General features: G+C 70.1%; 16 protein-coding genes. 13 read left to right on the forward strand and 3 right to left on the reverse strand.

Annotated features, from left to right (window positions below):
- Positions 1-55 precede the first annotated feature (55 nt).
- From MFF06_RS20435 to MFF06_RS20445, 3 genes are all read left to right on the forward strand, one after another.
- A complete protein-coding gene (locus tag MFF06_RS20435) occupies positions 56-832 on the forward strand; it encodes a YoaK family protein (protein WP_238207501.1) in 777 nt (258 codons plus the stop codon).
- 212 nt (positions 833-1,044) lie between these two features.
- Positions 1,045-1,716 carry a nucleotide-binding protein gene (locus MFF06_RS20440; RefSeq protein WP_238207503.1) on the forward strand — a complete coding sequence of 224 codons (672 nt, stop codon included), beginning with the start codon at positions 1,045-1,047 and terminating at the stop codon, positions 1,714-1,716.
- A 264-nt stretch (positions 1,717-1,980) separates the two neighbouring features.
- Entirely contained in the window at positions 1,981-2,295 is a 315-nt protein-coding gene (locus MFF06_RS20445) for a hypothetical protein (RefSeq protein WP_238207504.1), read from the forward strand.
- A gap of 196 nt (positions 2,296-2,491) precedes the next feature.
- Here MFF06_RS20445 and MFF06_RS20450 read toward each other — a convergent pair whose 3' ends face one another.
- On the reverse strand, positions 2,492-3,883 hold the full coding sequence (locus MFF06_RS20450) for a M20/M25/M40 family metallo-hydrolase (protein ID WP_238207506.1): 1,392 nt from the start codon (positions 3,881-3,883) through the stop codon (positions 2,492-2,494).
- A 377-nt stretch (positions 3,884-4,260) separates the two neighbouring features.
- Here MFF06_RS20450 and MFF06_RS20455 point away from each other — a divergent pair, with 377 nt between their 5' ends.
- The 6 genes from MFF06_RS20455 to MFF06_RS20480 all read left to right on the forward strand — a co-directional run bounded on the left by MFF06_RS20455 (position 4,261) and on the right by MFF06_RS20480 (position 9,714).
- On the forward strand, positions 4,261-4,788 hold the full coding sequence (locus MFF06_RS20455; protein ID WP_238207509.1) for a (2Fe-2S)-binding protein: 528 nt from the start codon (positions 4,261-4,263) through the stop codon (positions 4,786-4,788).
- Positions 4,785-5,792: an FAD binding domain-containing protein gene (locus MFF06_RS20460; protein ID WP_238207510.1), complete on the forward strand. Its 1,008-nt coding sequence runs from the start codon at positions 4,785-4,787 to the stop codon at positions 5,790-5,792. Before MFF06_RS20455 ends, MFF06_RS20460 begins: the two co-directional genes overlap by 4 nt.
- 7 nt (positions 5,793-5,799) lie before the next feature.
- Positions 5,800-8,052: a xanthine dehydrogenase family protein molybdopterin-binding subunit gene (locus MFF06_RS20465; RefSeq protein WP_238207511.1), complete on the forward strand. Its 2,253-nt coding sequence runs from the start codon at positions 5,800-5,802 to the stop codon at positions 8,050-8,052.
- 378 nt (positions 8,053-8,430) lie between these two features.
- Complete coding sequence (locus MFF06_RS20470) at positions 8,431-9,042, forward strand: carboxymuconolactone decarboxylase family protein (RefSeq protein WP_238207513.1); 612 nt, start codon at positions 8,431-8,433, stop codon at positions 9,040-9,042.
- 34 nt (positions 9,043-9,076) lie between these two features.
- On the forward strand, positions 9,077-9,508 hold the full coding sequence (locus tag MFF06_RS20475) for an EamA family transporter (RefSeq protein WP_238207515.1): 432 nt from the start codon (positions 9,077-9,079) through the stop codon (positions 9,506-9,508).
- 53 nt (positions 9,509-9,561) lie between these two features.
- The gene (locus MFF06_RS20480; protein ID WP_238207517.1) at positions 9,562-9,714 is read left to right on the forward strand and encodes a hypothetical protein; all 153 of its coding nucleotides are present in this window, start codon (positions 9,562-9,564) and stop codon (positions 9,712-9,714) included.
- 118 nt (positions 9,715-9,832) lie between these two features.
- Here MFF06_RS20480 and cynS read toward each other — a convergent pair whose 3' ends face one another.
- Positions 9,833-10,321: a cyanase gene (cynS, locus tag MFF06_RS20485; RefSeq protein WP_238207519.1), complete on the reverse strand. Its 489-nt coding sequence runs from the start codon at positions 10,319-10,321 to the stop codon at positions 9,833-9,835.
- A 236-nt stretch (positions 10,322-10,557) separates the two neighbouring features.
- Here cynS and tsaE point away from each other — a divergent pair, with 236 nt between their 5' ends.
- From tsaE to MFF06_RS20505, 4 genes are all read left to right on the forward strand, one after another.
- Positions 10,558-12,147 (forward strand): tRNA (adenosine(37)-N6)-threonylcarbamoyltransferase complex ATPase subunit type 1 TsaE, encoded by a 1,590-nt coding sequence (gene tsaE, locus MFF06_RS20490; protein WP_370876764.1) that lies wholly within the window; start codon positions 10,558-10,560, stop codon positions 12,145-12,147.
- Between the two features lie 150 nt (positions 12,148-12,297).
- Positions 12,298-13,035: a nucleotidyltransferase family protein gene (locus tag MFF06_RS20495; RefSeq protein ID WP_238207520.1), complete on the forward strand. Its 738-nt coding sequence runs from the start codon at positions 12,298-12,300 to the stop codon at positions 13,033-13,035.
- 28 nt (positions 13,036-13,063) lie between these two features.
- Entirely contained in the window at positions 13,064-13,846 is a 783-nt protein-coding gene (locus MFF06_RS20500) for an SDR family NAD(P)-dependent oxidoreductase (RefSeq protein WP_238207522.1), read from the forward strand.
- A 183-nt stretch (positions 13,847-14,029) separates the two neighbouring features.
- Entirely contained in the window at positions 14,030-14,245 is a 216-nt protein-coding gene (locus MFF06_RS20505; RefSeq protein WP_238207524.1) for a hypothetical protein, read from the forward strand.
- A gap of 237 nt (positions 14,246-14,482) precedes the next feature.
- Here MFF06_RS20505 and MFF06_RS20510 read toward each other — a convergent pair whose 3' ends face one another.
- Positions 14,483-15,760 (reverse strand): polyhydroxyalkanoate depolymerase, encoded by a 1,278-nt coding sequence (locus MFF06_RS20510; RefSeq protein ID WP_238207526.1) that lies wholly within the window; start codon positions 15,758-15,760, stop codon positions 14,483-14,485.
- Positions 15,761-15,919 lie beyond the last annotated feature (159 nt).

Consider the following 15,919-nt stretch of genomic DNA (forward strand, 5'->3'; position numbering starts at 1 on the left):
CGTCCATTATGGGTTGGCCGCAATCGATGCGGCCGCGCTCGCAAGGGGATGCCGCATGGTGAACGAACGCGTGGACAAGGCTAAGTCCGGAGCTCCGGAAGACAAATCGTTTCCGGCGGATTCGCGGTCCAGGCTGTTCTTCGCCATCGCGCTGGCGATGCTCGCCGGCACGGCCGACTCGATCGGCTTCCTCGAATTCTCGCAGCTCTTCATGTCCTTCATGTCGGGCAACACCACGCGCTTCGGCGTGGCCGTGTCGGCGGGCGACTGGGAGAACGTGACCCGCGTGGCCAGCACCATCGCGGTGTTCTGCTTCGGCGCCTTCCTCGGTACCCTCATCGCGGCCGCCGTCGGGCGGTGGCGCCTCTCCGTGCTGCTGACGCTCCAGGCGCTCCTGCTCTCCGCCGGCCTGCTGATGCCCTGGGGCACCTTCGCCTACCCGCTGCACGCCTACCCGATCGTGCTGGCCCTCGGGCTGCAGAACGCCACGCTCCAGGACGAGGGTGGCCGGTCCCTCGCCCTGACCTACGTGACGGGCGCGGTGGTGCGCTTCGGCACGGGCTGCGCCAACCTGCTGCTCGGCACGGTGGCGCCCTCCTTCTGGATCCAGGCGCCCCTCTGGGCGGGCCTGAGCACCGGCGCGGTGCTGGGCGGCCTGCTCGATTACCGCTTCGGCGAACTGGCCTTCCTGTTCCCGGCCGGCCTCGCCGCGATCCTCGCCCTCATCGCCATCGGCCTCACCGTCGCCTTCCCCGGCAGCACCCTGGTCGCCGGCTCGTCGCCCGCCCCCGACGCCAGCCCCAAGGCGGAGGCCATCGACGCGATCCACTGAGACGCTCCGTCATCCCACCTGTGGGCGGGGAGGGGCGGGGGAGTAGCCCCCGCCCCCTCTCTCCGCTACGCCGTCGCTGCCCGGGCGGGAGGCCGTCCATCTTCTCCCCCCGGCCACGGAGCCGCGCGATGGATCACCGCCGCCTCACGGGAGCTCGACCGAGCGACAGCGGGCGCCCTCCGGCCCCGCCCCCGGTGGCCTGAGGCGCGGCGATGCCGGATCCCGCTCCCCGCCGCCCCCGTGTCATCGCCGTCGCGGTCCAGAAGGGCGGCACCGGCAAGACGACCCTGGTCGCCTCCCTCGCCGTCGCCGCCGCGCAGGCCGGCGAGCGCGTCACCGCCTTCGACACGGACCCCCAGGGCTCCCTGTCCGCCTGGGGCACCCTGCGCACCGCCCCGGAGCCGGCCACCGACCGCCTCCGCCCGTGGGAATTCGCGCAGTTCGCGCCCATTCTGGAGCAACTCGGCGAACGCGGCCGAACCCTCGTCGTGGTCGATACGCCCGGTTCGTCGATCGGCGGCGTCGCGGCCATCCTGCGGCTGGCCGACCTCGTCCTCGTGCCGATCCGCCCCTCGCGCCTCGACCTGATGGCGGCGCTCCCGACCATCGAGGTGCTGGCCGACCAGGGCATGCGCGACCGCCTCGCCCTGGTGCTCAACCAGTGCCCGCCCGCGCCCTCGCCCCGCACCACCCTATACGCGGCGCAGCTCGACGGCCTCGGCGTGATGGCCGAGCCCGCGATCCTCCAGCGCGTCGATCACCAGGATGCCATCGCCCTGGGCCGGGGCGTCACCGAGCACGCGCCCCTCGGGCTCGCCGCCCAGGAGATCCGGTCGCTCTGGAGCTGGATCGACCGCCGCATCCCGCCGACCGGCCGCGGCTGAGGCCGCCCGGACTCTCCCCACGACCCGCGTCCCTCGCACGGCCCTCCGGCCCGGCACGTCCGGGCCGGCGACTTCATCCCGCGCCCGTTCCGCCGTCCCCATTGGATGTGCGTCGGCGCACGCTACATACAAAGTATTTGGATTAAAAAATACGCCGTTATACTGTGCGGCGGCGCACGTATTACCGAAAAGATCTGCACTACATTCCTCTCATCGGCGCCGGACAGAACGTTCCGCGCAGCCATCATCGAGAGGGGAATGATCATGAAGCGTTTTGCGACCCTGAGCCTCGCCGCCGTGGCCCTCGCTCTCCCGGGCCTCGCCCACGCGGAAGGCGGCGACGGCAGCCGCCAGGCGGCGGGCGGCGGCCACATGAGCAGCTACGTCAACGACCCGTACCACAACCCGAAGTCGCTGCACTCGCAGCGCCTGGGCACGGGCCAGATCGCCGGCTCGCCGATGTTCCACGACGGCCCCGGCTCCGTCGTCACCCGGCGCGAGGTCGTCTCGCCGAACTGGGCGGCGGGTGGCGCGCCGCACTGGGCCTCGGGCACCGCGCCGCGCCGCGCCAAGCGCTGACCGCGTGCATCGATCCAGTCGGAGGCGTCAGCCGAGACTGGAACAATGATGCAAAAACAATGGGCGAGTGCAGACACGCATGAACGAAGTGAGTGCGTCACTGCACTAGCGCCCTCGGCGCAAGACCGAGACCGAGAGGAGACCTGCCCGGGTGACCGGTGCAGGTCGCTCTCGTTTGCGGGCGGCGCGGGCCGCCTTACCGGCCGCGCGCGCCGAGCGCCGCGAGGATCCGCGCCCAGGAGCGGGTGCCCTTGTGGAAGCTCGTGAGATCGTACTTCTCGTTGGGCGAGTGGATGCGGTCGTCGTCGAGGCCGAAGCCGATCAGCAAGGTGTTCTTGTCGAGCAGGCGCTTGAAGTCGCCGACGATCGGGATCGACCCGCCCGCGCCCACCGTCACCGCCGGCACGCCCCATTCCTCCTGCAGCGCCGCCTTGGCGGTGGCGAGTTCCGGCATGTCGAAAGGCAGGCTGATCGCCCGCGAGCCCTTGTAGGTGACGACCTCGACCTGACAGTCGGCGGGCACCCGCTCGCGCACGAAGGCCTCGAAGTTCCGGGCCAAGGCCGCCGGGTCCTGGTCGTCCACGAGGCGGAAGGAAACCTTGGCCGAGGCGGTGGAGGCGATCACCGTCTTGGTGCCCTCGCCCGTGTAGCCGCCCCAGATGCCGTTCACGTCGCAGGCCGGGCGCGACTGGACGAGTTCCAGCGGCAACCGGCCCTTCTCCCCCGCCGGCTCCTTGAGGCCGATGGGGCCCAGAAGCGTTTCGGCGGTCATGCCGAGGCCCTTCCATTGCTCGATGACGTCGGCCGGGCGCTCGTGCACGCCCTCGTAGAAGCCGGGCACCATCACCTTGCCCTCGGAATCGTGCAGGTCGGCGACGATCCGCGAGAGGACGTGGATGGGGTTGCGCGCCGCGCCGCCGAAGAAGCCCGAATGCAGGTCGCGGTCGGCGCAGGTGACCTTCACCTCGAAATAGCACAGGCCGCGCAGCGACGAGGTGATCTGCGGGGTTTTGGGGTCCCACATCCCCGTGTCGCAGACCAGCACCACGTCGCAGCCAAGCCGGTCGCGGTTGGCCTCGACCCATTCGGGCAGGCCCTGCGAACCGCTCTCCTCGGCGCCCTCCACGAGGATGGTGACGCCGCAGGGGAGTTCGCCGCTCATGGCGAGATGCGCCCGGCAGGCCTCCACGAAGGTCATCACCTGGCCCTTGTCGTCCGAGGCCCCCCGGGCGACGATTCTCTTGCCACCCTGCCCGTCCTCCGAGATCCGCGGCTCGAAGGGCGGATGCGTCCAGAGGTCCAGCGGGTCGACGGGCTGCACGTCGTAGTGGCCGTAGAACAGAACGTGCGGCGCCCCCGGCTTCGGCTTGTGGGCCAGCACCACCGGGTGGAGCGAGGTCTCCTCCACCGAGGTCTCGAAGCCGAGCGCGGTGAGGTCCGTGGCGAGCCACCGGGCGGCCTCGCGGCACTGGCCGGCATAGGCCGGATCCGTCGAGATCGAGGGAATGCGCAGGAAGGCGAAGAGCCGTTCGAGGGCGTTGTCGAGATCCGCGTCGATGTCGTTCAGGATCGCGTCGAGGGCGGACATGGGGGCCTCCGGGGGTATCGGGCTGGGCCAGGGTTAGCCGAGGCGGGAGCCGGGCGGCAATGGGGGCAGGAACGCGCCTCCCCCGCGTGCTCTCCGTCTTTGCGAGCATCAGCGAAGCAATCCAGGGAAGCGGGACGCCTCCGAACGATGCGTATCCCTGGATTGCTTCGCTTCGCTCGCAAAGACGAAGGCGGACTCCTCCCCGCAGAAGGGGAAGGGAGGAGGCCCAGTGCCCCTGAGACCATCCATCCCCGGAACAGCCTCAGTTTGGAATGGTTATCGAAGCGCCCGGCCGCGGGCCGGCCCTTGCGAGGCCGCCCCGCCGGAACCCGTTCCCCTCCCGCCGGCCTTGGCCGGCCCTTCGCGCGGACGACGCCATGCAGCTTGAAACGACGCCGCCGGTCTCGGCGGATACGCCCATCGGCATCACGCTCACCATCAACGGCCAGCGCCGGGAGTTGCAGGTCGCGCCCTGGACGACGCTCCTCGATCTGCTCCGCGAGCGCCTCGACCTCACCGGCACGAAGAAGGGCTGCGACCACGGCCAGTGCGGCGCCTGCACCGTTCTGGTGAACGGCACCCGCGTGAATGCCTGCCTCACCCTGGCGGTGATGAAGGACGGGGCCGAGATCACCACCGTCGAGGGGCTGGCGAGCCTCGGCGAGCGCAAGGGCAGCAACGCCCTGCACCCGATCCAGGAGGCCTTCATCGAGCACGACGCCTTCCAGTGCGGCTACTGCACGCCCGGGCAGCTCTGCTCCGCCGTCGGCATGATGAACGAAGGTCACGCCCAGTCTCGCGAAGACATCCGCGAGGCCATGAGCGGCAACATCTGCCGCTGCGGCGCCTACACCAACATCGTGGACGCCATCGAGGACGTGATGCACCAGGGAGGGGCCCGATGAACCGCTTCGAATACGTCCGCGCCGGCACGGTGGCGGAGGCGGTCAGCGCCTTCGGAGCCGGGGCCCGCTTCATCGCCGGCGGCACCAACCTCATCGATCTGATGAAGTACGAGGTCGAGAAGCCCGGCCGCCTCATCGACATCACCCAGTTGCCGCTCAAGGGCATCGAGGAGAAGGACGGCGGCCTGCGCCTCGGGGCGCTCGCGACCAATGCCGCCGTCGCCTACGATTCCCGCGTGGCCGAGCGCTACCCGCTCCTGCGCAACGCGATCCTGGCCGGAGCCTCGGCCCAGCTGCGCAACGCGGCGACCACCGGCGGCAACCTGCTCCAGCGCACCCGGTGCTACTATTTCTATGACGCGGGCACGCCCTGCAACAAGCGCGAGCCCGGCTCCGGCTGCCCGGCGATCGGCGGGGTGAATCGCATCCACGCCATCTTCGGCACCAGCGACCAGTGCATCGCCACCCACCCCTCCGACATGTGCATCGCGCTCGCCGCCCTGGAGGCCACCGTGCAGGTGAGCGGGCCGGAGGGAGACCGATCGATCCCCTTCGCCGAGTTCCACCGCCTGCCGGGGAACGAGCCGGAGAAGGACACGACGCTGAAGCCCGGCGAGATCGTCGTCGCGGTGGACCTGCCGGAGCAGGGCTTTGCGCAGAACTTCACCTACCTGAAGCTGCGCGACCGGCTCTCCTACGCCTTCGCCTTGGTCTCGGTGGCGGCCGCCCTCGACCTCGACGGCGACACCATCAAGACTGCCCGGCTGGCCCTCGGCGGCGTCGCACACAAGCCCTGGCGCAACACGCAGGCCGAGGCCGAACTCGCCGGCAAGCCGGCGACGCGGGAGACCTTCGACAAGGTCGCCGCGATGATCGTGGCCGAGGCCAAGCCCCAGTCCGAGAACGGCTTCAAGATCGAACTCGCCCGGCGCGCCATCGTGCGCGGCCTCGAACAGGCCGCCGCGGGCACGCCCCAGTCGCTCAGCGACAAGCGCATCCAGTGAGGTCCCGATGACCATTCAGATCAGCCCCGCCTCCGGCACCGACCGTCACGTCGGCAGCCCCCGCAGCCGCGTCGACGGCCCCGCCAAGGTCACCGGCCTCGCAAAGTACGCGGCCGAGTTCACCGCCCCCGGCCTCACCCACGGCTATATCGTCACCAGCACCATCGCCCGGGGCCGGATCACCGGCTTCGACACGGCGGCGGCCGAGGCCGTCCCCGGCGTAATCAAGGTCCTCACCCACGAGAACCGGCCGGACATGGCCGAGGACCCGGACGGCTACAAGGACATGGTCGGCCCGCCCGGCGTGCCCTATCGCCCGCTCTTCGATGCCACGGTCATGTTCTCCGGCCAGCCGGTGGCCGTGGTGCTGGCCGAGGATTTCGAGACCGCCCGCTACGCGGCCTCCCTGGTGAAGGTCACCTACGCGGCCGAGACCCCGAGGACCGACATCGACGCGCTGCTCGGCGAAGCCTACGACCCGCCGACCAAGCGCGACGGCATCAAGCCGCCGCCCAAGCCCTGGGGCGATGCCGACGGCGCCTTCGACAAGGCGCCGATCCAGCTTCGCCAGCAGTACCGGATGGCCAACGAGCACCATAACCCGATGGAGCCCCACGCCACGACGGTCGTGGTCGAGGCGGACGACAAGTACACCGTCTACGACAAGATCCAGGGCGTCGCGAACACCCAGATGTACCTCACCGGCGCCTTCGGCCTGAAGCCCGATCAGGTGCGCGTGCTCAACCCGTATCTCGGCGGCGGCTTCGGCGGCGGTCTCCGTCCGCAGTTCCAGGCCTTCCTGGCGATGCTCGCGGCCCGCGACCTCAACCGCTCGGTGCGGATCGTGCTCACCCGCGAGCAGATGTGGAGCTTCACCTACCGGGCCGAGGCTGTGCAGACCGTGTCGCTCGGCATGGAGCGGGACGGCAAGCTCCAGGCGCTCAAGCACGATGCCGTGCACGGCACCTCGCATTACGAGGATTACCAGGAGAACATCGTCAACTGGTCGGGCACGCTCTACGCCTGCGACAACGTCAAGCTTACCTACAAGCTCGCCAAGATCGACACGGCGACGCCGGGCGACATGCGCGCGCCGGGTGCCGTCTCCGGCTTGTTCGCCCTCGAGAGCGCGATGGACGAGCTGGCCCACGACCTCGGCAAGGACCCGATCGAGCTGCGGCTCATCAATTACACCGACCGGGAGCCCATCGAGGACAAGCCCTTCGGCTCGAAGGCGCTGAAGTCCTGCTTCACGCAAGGCGCCGAGCGGTTCGGCTGGGCCAAGCGCACCCCCGAGCCCCGCTCCATGCGGGACGGGCGGGAGCTCGTCGGCTGGGGCGTCGCCTCGGGCATCTGGGAGGCGCTGATGATGCCCTCCAAGGTGCGCGCGGTGCTGACCGGCGACGGCAAGCTGGAACTCGGCAACTCCACCGGCGACATCGGCACCGGCACCTACACGATCCTCACCCAGATCGGCGCCGACACGCTGGGTCTCTCCATGGAGGACGTGACGACGAAGCTCGGCGACACCGACCTCGCCGAGGCGCCGGTGGCGGGAGGCTCGTGGACGGCGGCCTCCTCCGGCACGGCGGCGATGAAGGCCTGCCGCGAGATCGCCAAGCAGGTCTTCGTGCTCGCCCGGCAGATGGACAACTCGGCCCTGGCCAACGTCGATTTCGAGCGCGTGGTCTTCTCGAACGGGCGGATCTCGGTGGCCGACGACCCCTCCCGTTCGGTCGCTATCGTCGACGCGATGAAGGCCGGCGGCTTCGAGCGGATCGAGGTGACGGGCGAGGCCGGGCCGGATTCGGACTTCGCCAAGGAGTTCGAGTGCTTCACCCACCAAGCGGTGTTCGTGGAGGTGAAGGTCGATGAGGAGCTCGGCCAAGTGCGGGTGACGCGGGTGGTGTCGGCCATCGCGGCGGGCAAGATCCTCAACCCCAAGACGGCCCGGAGCCAGATCATCGGCGCCACCGTGATGGGCATCGGCTCGGCGCTGCACGAGGAATCGATGCTCGACCACCGCCTCGGCCGGTTCATGAACCGCAACTTGGGCGAGTATCACGTGCCGGCGCACGCCGACATCCACGACCTCGACGTGATCTTCGTGGACGAGGAGGACAAGGCCAACCCCCTCGGCGTGAAGGGCGTCGGCGAAATCGGCATCGTCGGCACGGCGGCGGCCATCGCCAACGCGGTGTACCACGCCACCGGCAAGCGCGTGCGCGACATGCCGATCACCATCGAGAAGCTGCTGTAGTCGTCCGCGACCTGCTCGCCTGAGGGGGACCGCCGGGCCCCCTCAGGCCTCGACCCTCGCCCTCGTCGTGAGAGTCTGGCCGGAACGGTCGTCGCCCCCTCCGTCTTTGCGAGCGCAGCGAAGCAATCCAGGGATGCGCCACGGTCGGAATCGGCCCGCTGCCCTGGATTGCTTCGCTGCGCTCGCAAAGACGAGGAGGGCTTCATGAGCCGCCACGACCTTTCCGGCTCGACACTCAGGATGAGTGAAGGGGGTGGGAGGACTTCCGCAACGATCACCTGACGGGGCGAGCCGATTCGTCCCGTGGCGACGGGTTTCCGCCCTCGCCTTGGGATTGTGCATCGGCCAGAAGCGCGGGTCCCCTCAGGAAGGTGCCCCATGCAGATCCGCCTCGCCGCCCTGCTCGTTCTGATCCCCGTCGCCGCCCACGCCCAGGACCGTCTGCCGACCATCCCACCCGCCCAGTACGACGCCGACCAGAAGAAGGCCGCGGAGGAGTTCGAGGCGGCCCGGAAGACGCCCGTCTTCGGCCCCTTCGAGCCGCTGATGTACTCGCCCGAGGTGATGACGCTCGCCCGATCCATGGGCGACTACCTCCGCTACAAGCCGAAGATCGGCACCAAGCTGTCGGAACTGGTGATCCTCGTGACCGCCCGGCGCTGGACGCAGGACTACGAGTGGTACGTGCACGCGCCCATCGCCAAGAAGGTCGGGATCGCGCCCGAGGTGATCGAGGCGATCCGCGACGGGCGGCGGCCCACCGGCATGGGCGAGGACGAGACCATCGTCTACGACTTCACGTCGGAGCTTCAGGAGAACAAGCGCGTCTCGGACGCGACCTTCGCCAAGGCCGAGGCCCGGTTCGGCAAGCCGGGCACGGTCGATCTCGCGGCGATCGGCGGCTACTACACCTTCCTGGCGATGGAGCTGAACGCCGCGCGCTACCCGCTGCCGAAGGACGGCACGCCCCTGCCGCGCCTGCCGGAGTGAGGCGGGGCGGGCGCCCGGATCGGAGGTTGCGGTGATGCTGCTTCAATCCTGGCGGTTCTGGGCGATCCTCTCCGCCATCTTCGCGGCCTCGACCGCGATCCTCGCCAAGGTCGGCGTGTCGGGCGTGGCGTCGGATGTCGCCACCCTCGTGCGGACGGTGGTCATCCTGGCCTTCGCCGCGGCCGTCGTCGCGGCGACGGGGCAGGGGGCCGCGCTGGGGGCGATCTCCGGGCGCAGCCTCGTGTTCCTGATCCTGTCCGGCCTCGCCACGGGGGCCTCGTGGCTCTGCTACTTCCGCGCCCTGTCCCTCGGCGATGCGGCGCGGGTCGCGCCCCTCGACAAACTCAGCGTGGTGCTGGTGGCGGTCTTCGGGGTGAGCCTGCTCGGCGAAACCCTCAGTCCCGCCGCCTGGACGGGCGTGGCGCTCATCGCGGCCGGCGCCGCCCTCGTGGCGTCGGGGTGGTAAGCCGGTTCGTAACCTTTCGGGCCGATCCTCGGGTCTCAACGCGGAGGATCGCCATGGAATGGGTCTATCGCGGCTTCGAGACGTCGCTCCTCGCCCTAACGCTGGGCCTCGGCCTCGCGGCGCTGGCCCTGCTCGGGCCCGTGAAGCCTCTGGAGGGCGGGTATTCCGTGACGCTGCCCATGCTGACCGTCACGGCGCCGAGGTAGGCGCGGGTCCCTCCGTGCCGTCATTGCGAGCCTCGACGAAGCAATCCAGGGTCGCGGGACGCTTCCGGCTGTGGCGGATCCCTGGATTGCTTCGCGTCGCTCGCAATGACGAAGAAGGCTACCCCTCCTTGAACCCATATTCCGGCGTGTCGTCGTCGTTGCCGTAGTATTTGTACGGCAGGAACTTGCCCGACATGGTGAGCTTCACCCGGTCGCCCTTGTTGTTGGCCTCGCGGGCCATGTCCATGTTGAAGTCGATGGCCGACATGATGCCGTCCCCGAACTCCTCCTGGATCAGCTCCTTGAAGGTCGTGCCGTAGACCATCACCAGCTCGTAGAACCGGTAAATCAGCGGGTCCGTGGGCGGCATGGAGGGAATCGAGCCACGATATGGCGCTTCATTGAGCATCCGCTGCTCCGCCTCGGTCAGTCCGAACAGCGCGGCCGCGCGTTGTGCCTGCGCTTTAGGCAGTTTCATCTGTCCCATGCACGCGGCCGTGATCAGGAAGGGTGAGAGGCCGCCGATCTCCTCGTGGATGTGCTTCCAGCTCCAGCCCTTCTCCCGTTTGATGTCGAGAAGCTTCTCGGTCAGGTGCTCGCGCTTCATTCTTGTTCTCCGCGCCATGGCGTGCCGATCATGCGATCGGGCGCCGTTCGGCAATCTGCGTGCCAGCGCGGCCAAGGCCACAACCTGCGGTCCTGCGATCCGGGCCGTGTCGCGGCGGCATCCGTCGGCGTGGTTTGCCTGCACCGCCCTGCGGCGATACGGCAGCGGAGGCGGGAGGGGGCTTGCATCGGCTTCCGCTTTACGGACCATGCGTTTCGGGGCGCGCGGAGGCGGTTTTGAGCGGCGACGAGCGGGATGGGCAGAGGGTGGACGAGGAGGGGGCCCCCGTGGCGGCGGCATCCCCGGCTCCCGCCTGGGAATTCGTGCTGCCCGACGAGGAGGCCACCGAGGATCTCGGCCTCTTCCTGTGCGAGCTCCTGCTGCCCGGCGACCGGGTGGCCCTGGCGGGCGAACTCGGTGACGGCAAGACGACGCTCGCGCGGGCGATGATCCGCGAGCTGACCGGCGAGCCCGGCCTGGAGGTGCCGAGCCCGACCTTCACCCTCATCCAGCCCTATACCGCCCGTGACGGCCGCGCGGTCATCCACGCGGACCTCTACCGCCTGCGCGACGCGGACGAGCTGCTGGAACTCGGCTTCGACGAGATGACCGAGGGCGCCATCACCCTCGTCGAGTGGCCGGACCGGATGCCCGCCCATCCCGGCCCCGTCCTCACCGTGGGCCTGTCCCTGCGGCCTGAATTCGGTGAGGGCGCGCGCCTCGCCCGCATCGCCGGCACGGGCGGCATGGAGGCGCGGATCGACCGGGCGCGGGCCGTGCGCAAGCTCCTCGCCCGCGCCGGCTGGGACGATGCCGAGCGCATCCTGATGCAGGGGGACGCATCCTCCCGCGCCTACGAGCGCCTGCGCAAGCCTGACGGGACCAGCGCCGTCCTGATGATCTCCCCGGCCAAGGCCGACGGTCCGCCGGTGCGCGACGGCAAGCCCTATTCGGCCATCGTCCATCTCGCCGAGAGCGTCCACGCCTTCGTCGCCCTCGACCGGGGCCTGCGGGCCCTCGGCTTCTCGGCGCCCAGGATCTACGGCGAGGATCTCGCCGAGGGGCTGCTGATCCTGGAGGATCTCGGCAGCGATCCGGTGGTGGAGGGCGGCGCCCCCCGGCCGGAGCGCTACGCGGAGGCCGTGCGCCTGCTCGCCAAGCTCCACGCCACCGACCTGCCGGCGACGCTCCCCGTCGCGGAAGGGATCGACCACGTCATTCCCGCCTACGACCGCGAGGCCCTTCTGTTCGAGGCGGAGCTGATGCCGGACTGGTACGCCCCGGCCATCCGCGGCGTGACCCTGGACGAGGGCGCGCGGGCGGAGTTCGTCGCCCTCTGGCGGCAGGCCCTGGAGGCGGCGATCCCCGCCCGGCCGACCTGGACCCTGCGGGACTACCATTCCCCCAACCTGATCTGGCTGCCGGGCCGGGAGGGGCTGGAGCGGGTCGGCGTCATCGACTTCCAGGACGCGGTGATGGGCCATCCGGCCTACGACGTCGCCTCGCTGCTGCAGGACGCCCGGGTCGATGCCACCGCCGACTTCGAACTGCGCCTTCTCGGCCTCTACGTCCGCGAGCGGCGGGCGCGGGATGCGAACTTCGACATGGGCGCCTTCGCCACCGCCTACGCCCTGCTGGCGGCCCAGCGGGCGACGAAGATCCTCGGCATCTTCGCCCGGCTCGACAAGCGGGACGGCAAGCCGGGCTACCTCGCCCACCTGCCGCGGATCGAGGGCTACCTGCTGCGCAACCTCGCCCACCCGGCCCTCGCCCCCCTGCGGGACTGGCACGCGAGGCATCTCCCCGGCCTCCTGCCGGAGGCCTGAGGGTGTCCAGGGGACGAGTCCTCTGGTGGGTGCGGGGCAGCGCCCTGCAAGTGGCCAGGGGCTTCGCCCAAGATGCGTCCATTGGACCCCGCCAAAGGACTCGTCCTTTGGGATCCCCGATTGTCTCGAACCAAACCGGACTGCTCTGCCATGGGTGAGGCTTCCTCGATCACGCGTGCCTTCGTGCTGGCGGCGGGCCTCGGCACGCGGATGCGGCCGGTGACGGCGACCCTGCCGAAGCCCCTCGTGCAGGTCGCCGGCAAGGCGCTCCTCGACCACGCCCTCGACCGGGCGGCGGAGGCCGGGCTCACCGAGGCGGTGGTGAACGTCCACTGGCTCCCCGACCAGATCGAGGCGCACCTCGCCCGGCGGGGGCGGGCTCCACGCATCACCGTCTCCGACGAGCGCGAGGCGCTGCTGGAGACCGGCGGCGGCATCCGCAAGGCGCTGCCGCTCCTGGGCGAGGCGCCCTTCGTGGTGCTGAACTCCGATTCGTTCTGGTTGGAAGGCCCGGTGCCGAATCTGTCGCGCCTGATCGCCGGGTGGGACGGGGAGCGCATGGACGCGCTCCTCCTCGTCGCCCCCACCACCACCAGCCTCGGCTACGAGGGGGCGGGCGACTTCGTGATGGACCCGGACGGGCGCTTGGAGCGCCGGGGCGAGCGCCGGATCGCGCCCTTCATCTACGCGGGCGTCGCGATCCTGACGCCGGCGCTCTTCGCCGGCACGCCCGAGGGCTCCTTCTCCCTCAACCGCCTGTTCGACGAGGCCATCGCGCGCGGCCGGCTGTCCGGCATGCGGCTCGACGGGCAGTGGTTGCATGTCGGCACCCCGGAGGCCATCCGCGCCGCCGAGGAGCGGGTGCAGGCCAGCACCCAGACCCCCTGAGACCCCTCATCGCGACGGAGATCGCACCGTGCAGGACACCCACCACCGCACCGCCCTCGTGACGGGGGCCGCCCGGGGCATCGGCCTCGCTGCCGCCGAGCGCTTCCTCGAGGAGGGGTGGCAGGTCGCCCTCCTCGACATCGACGGGCCGGGCGTGGAGGCGACGGTCGCCCGCCTCGGGCGGCCGGAGGCGACGCTCGCCCTCACCGCCGACGTGTCCGATCCGGCGCAGGTCCGGGCGGCCGTCGAGCGCACGGCCACGCGCTTCGGCCGCCTCGACGCCCTGGTGAACAATGCCGGGATCGCGATCTTCAAGCCGCTGCTGGAGACGACCTTCGAGGATTGGTCGCGGGTGCTCGCGGTCAACCTCTCCGGCCCGTTCCTCTGCACCCAGGCCGCCGCGCCCCTCATGGCAGCGAACGGCGGCGGGGCCATCGTGAACATCACCTCGATCTCGGGCCTGCGCGCCTCGACGCTCCGGGTCGCCTACGGCACCAGCAAGGCCGGCCTCGCCCAGCTCACCAAGCAGCAGGCGATCGAACTCGGCGAACTTGGCATCCGCGTGAACGCCGTCGCCCCCGGCCCCGTCGACACGGCGATGGCCAAGGCGGTCCACAGCCCCGAAATCCGCGCCGCCTACCACGACGCCGTGCCGCTCGGCCGCTACGGGCTGGAGAGCGAACTCGCCAACGTCATCGTGTTCCTGTGCTCGGAGCGCGCCAGCTACGTGACCGGGCAGGTCGTGGCGGTGGATGGCGGCTTCGATTCCACCGGCATCGGCCTGCCGGCGCTGCGGGCCACGAAGCGGTAGGACGGTCGCCGGGTTGGGGGCGGGCACTCCCGTCCCCACCCTCATCCTGGGAGCCCTCTACCCATCGCGGTGCGGTGCGAATTCCGCAAAGATGGTGCGGTGCCACCGGCCGGACAACGTCCTATCAAGGTTCGGCCGTTATTGAGGATGATCTAACCAGTATCGTCCGACCAGGATTATTCCGTGAATTACACCGTCACCGCCCGTTGCGCCGCCGGCCGCCGCGCGCATGGCCATGCCTCGCTGCTGGCGGCCCTCGATCAGGCGCTGAGCCTCGCCGCCGCCGGCCTCGCCGAGGTCGCGATCATCGACGGGGACGGCCGCTCGCGCACGCCTAGCGCCCTGTACCAAGCCCTCTTCGGGCCGCAGGTGGCGCAGCCTCAGGCGAAGGTGGCTTGAGAGGCTTCTGACCCTCTCCCCGCTTGCGGGATCCTTGCGAAATTCCCGCCGCTCTCGACCTCATCCTGAGGTGCCGGAGCAAAGCGGAGGCCTCGAAGGAGAACTCCAGGGATCGCGGCGCGCTCTGGAGACCTCCTTCGAGACGGCTTCGCCGCACCTCAGGATGAGGTTGCGGGCAGGATCAGAAGGGATGACCGGGTCTCGCGACGGTTCCCGGCTGCGGGGAAAGGCGGACCCTCACCCCACGCTGCGCAGGTACGGCGTGCGCCGCCCGGCCTCGGCGCTCATCTCGCGGATGAAGCTCGCGATGCGCGGGGCGATGATCGCCCGGTAGCGGGACCCGTTGAACACGCCGTAATGGCCGACCTTCTCCTGCAGGTGGTAGGCCTTGCGCGCGGGCGAGAGGTTCGGCGTCAGGTCGAGGGCCGCCTTGGTCTGGCCGACGCCGGAGATGTCGTCGTTCTCGCCCTCGACCGCCAGGATGGCGCAGCGGCGGATGGCGGCGGGGTCCACGGGCACGCCGCGCCACGTCATCTCCCCCTTCGGCAGGGAATGGTTCACGAACACCGTCTGGACGGTCTGCAGATAGTACTCGGCGGTCAGGTCCATCACCGCGAGGTACTCGTCGTAGAACTCCCGGTGCTTCTCGGCCGAATCGCCGTCGCCCTTCACCAAGTGCTCGAACATGTCGGTGTGGGCGGTGACGTGCCGGTCGAGGTTCATCGCCATGAAGCCCGACAGTTGCAGGAAGCCGGGATAGACCCGCCGGAAGGCGCCCGGATAGATCCCGGGCACGAGGCTGATCGTGTTGCGCTCGAACCAATCCTGCCCGCGCTCCTGGGCGAGGCAGTTCACGGCGGTGGGCGAGCGGCGGGTGTCGATCGGGCCGCCCATCAGCGTCATGGAGGTCGGGATGTGGGGCTGGTCGTCGGCCTCCATCAGGGCGACGGCGGCCATCACCGGCACGGCGGGCTGGCACACGGCCATGACGTGGAGGTCGGGGCCGAGTTCGGCGAAGATGTCGCGCAGGTAGTCGATGTAGGTGTCGAGGTCGAAGGCGCCTTCGAGCAGCGGCACCATGCGCGCGTCGATCCAGTCGGTAATGAACACCTGGTGGTCCGGCAGCATCGCCTCCACCGTGCCGCGCAGCAGCGTGGCGTAGTGGCCGGACATCGGCGCGACGATGAGCAGCTTCGGCTGCGGCTCGGCGGGCGGCTGGCGGAAGGCCCGGTCGAAGGCGATCAGGCGACAGAAGGGGCGCTCCCACACGATCCGCTCGGTGACGGGCACGCGGCTCCCCCCCACCACGGTCTCGGAGAAGCCGAAGGCGGGCTTGCCGTAGCGGCGGGTGACGCGCTCGAACATCTCGCAGCCCGCCGCGATGGAGCGGGCATAGGGCGAGTAGGCCAGCGGGTTGGCCGGGCTCGTCATGCTGTGGCGGGTGAGGTCGGCGGCCAAGCGCGCCGGCGCCATCATCATCCGGGCGCCCTCGAACAGTCCGTAGGCCAGCAGCATCGCAGTCTCCCTCGCGGCGTATCGCGGCGCCGTAGAACGGGACGCAACGGCCCGTCCAGAATGAACGTTCCGCATGAACCTTGGCGGAACGGCGCGGCGCAGCGTCCCGCCCCCGCGGCGGGACGGCAAGGCGCACTGGAGCCACAGCCGCCGCCCCGC

This window comes from Methylobacterium aerolatum, from assembly GCF_022179085.1.
GTDB lineage: Bacteria > Pseudomonadota > Alphaproteobacteria > Rhizobiales > Beijerinckiaceae > Methylobacterium > Methylobacterium aerolatum.

Bases quoted from the DNA above. Each gene is read 5' to 3' on its own strand.
- MFF06_RS20455 (WP_238207509.1), top strand. From the start codon at position 4,261: ATGCAGCTTGAAACGACGCCGCCGGTCTCGGCGGATACGCCCATCGGC.
- MFF06_RS20445 (WP_238207504.1), top strand. From the start codon at position 1,981: ATGAAGCGTTTTGCGACCCTGAGCCTCGCCGCCGTGGCCCTCGCTCTC.
- MFF06_RS20440 (WP_238207503.1), top strand. From the start codon at position 1,045: ATGCCGGATCCCGCTCCCCGCCGCCCCCGTGTCATCGCCGTCGCGGTC.
- MFF06_RS20460 (WP_238207510.1), top strand. From the start codon at position 4,785: ATGAACCGCTTCGAATACGTCCGCGCCGGCACGGTGGCGGAGGCGGTC.
- MFF06_RS20475 (WP_238207515.1), top strand. From the start codon at position 9,077: ATGCTGCTTCAATCCTGGCGGTTCTGGGCGATCCTCTCCGCCATCTTC.
- MFF06_RS20495 (WP_238207520.1), top strand. From the start codon at position 12,298: ATGGGTGAGGCTTCCTCGATCACGCGTGCCTTCGTGCTGGCGGCGGGC.
- MFF06_RS20450 (WP_238207506.1), bottom strand. From the start codon at position 3,883: ATGTCCGCCCTCGACGCGATCCTGAACGACATCGACGCGGATCTCGAC.
- MFF06_RS20510 (WP_238207526.1), bottom strand. From the start codon at position 15,760: ATGCTGCTGGCCTACGGACTGTTCGAGGGCGCCCGGATGATGATGGCG.
- MFF06_RS20480 (WP_238207517.1), top strand. From the start codon at position 9,562: ATGGAATGGGTCTATCGCGGCTTCGAGACGTCGCTCCTCGCCCTAACG.
- MFF06_RS20435 (WP_238207501.1), top strand. From the start codon at position 56: ATGGTGAACGAACGCGTGGACAAGGCTAAGTCCGGAGCTCCGGAAGAC.
- cynS (WP_238207519.1), bottom strand. From the start codon at position 10,321: ATGAAGCGCGAGCACCTGACCGAGAAGCTTCTCGACATCAAACGGGAG.
- MFF06_RS20470 (WP_238207513.1), top strand. From the start codon at position 8,431: ATGCAGATCCGCCTCGCCGCCCTGCTCGTTCTGATCCCCGTCGCCGCC.
- MFF06_RS20465 (WP_238207511.1), top strand. From the start codon at position 5,800: ATGACCATTCAGATCAGCCCCGCCTCCGGCACCGACCGTCACGTCGGC.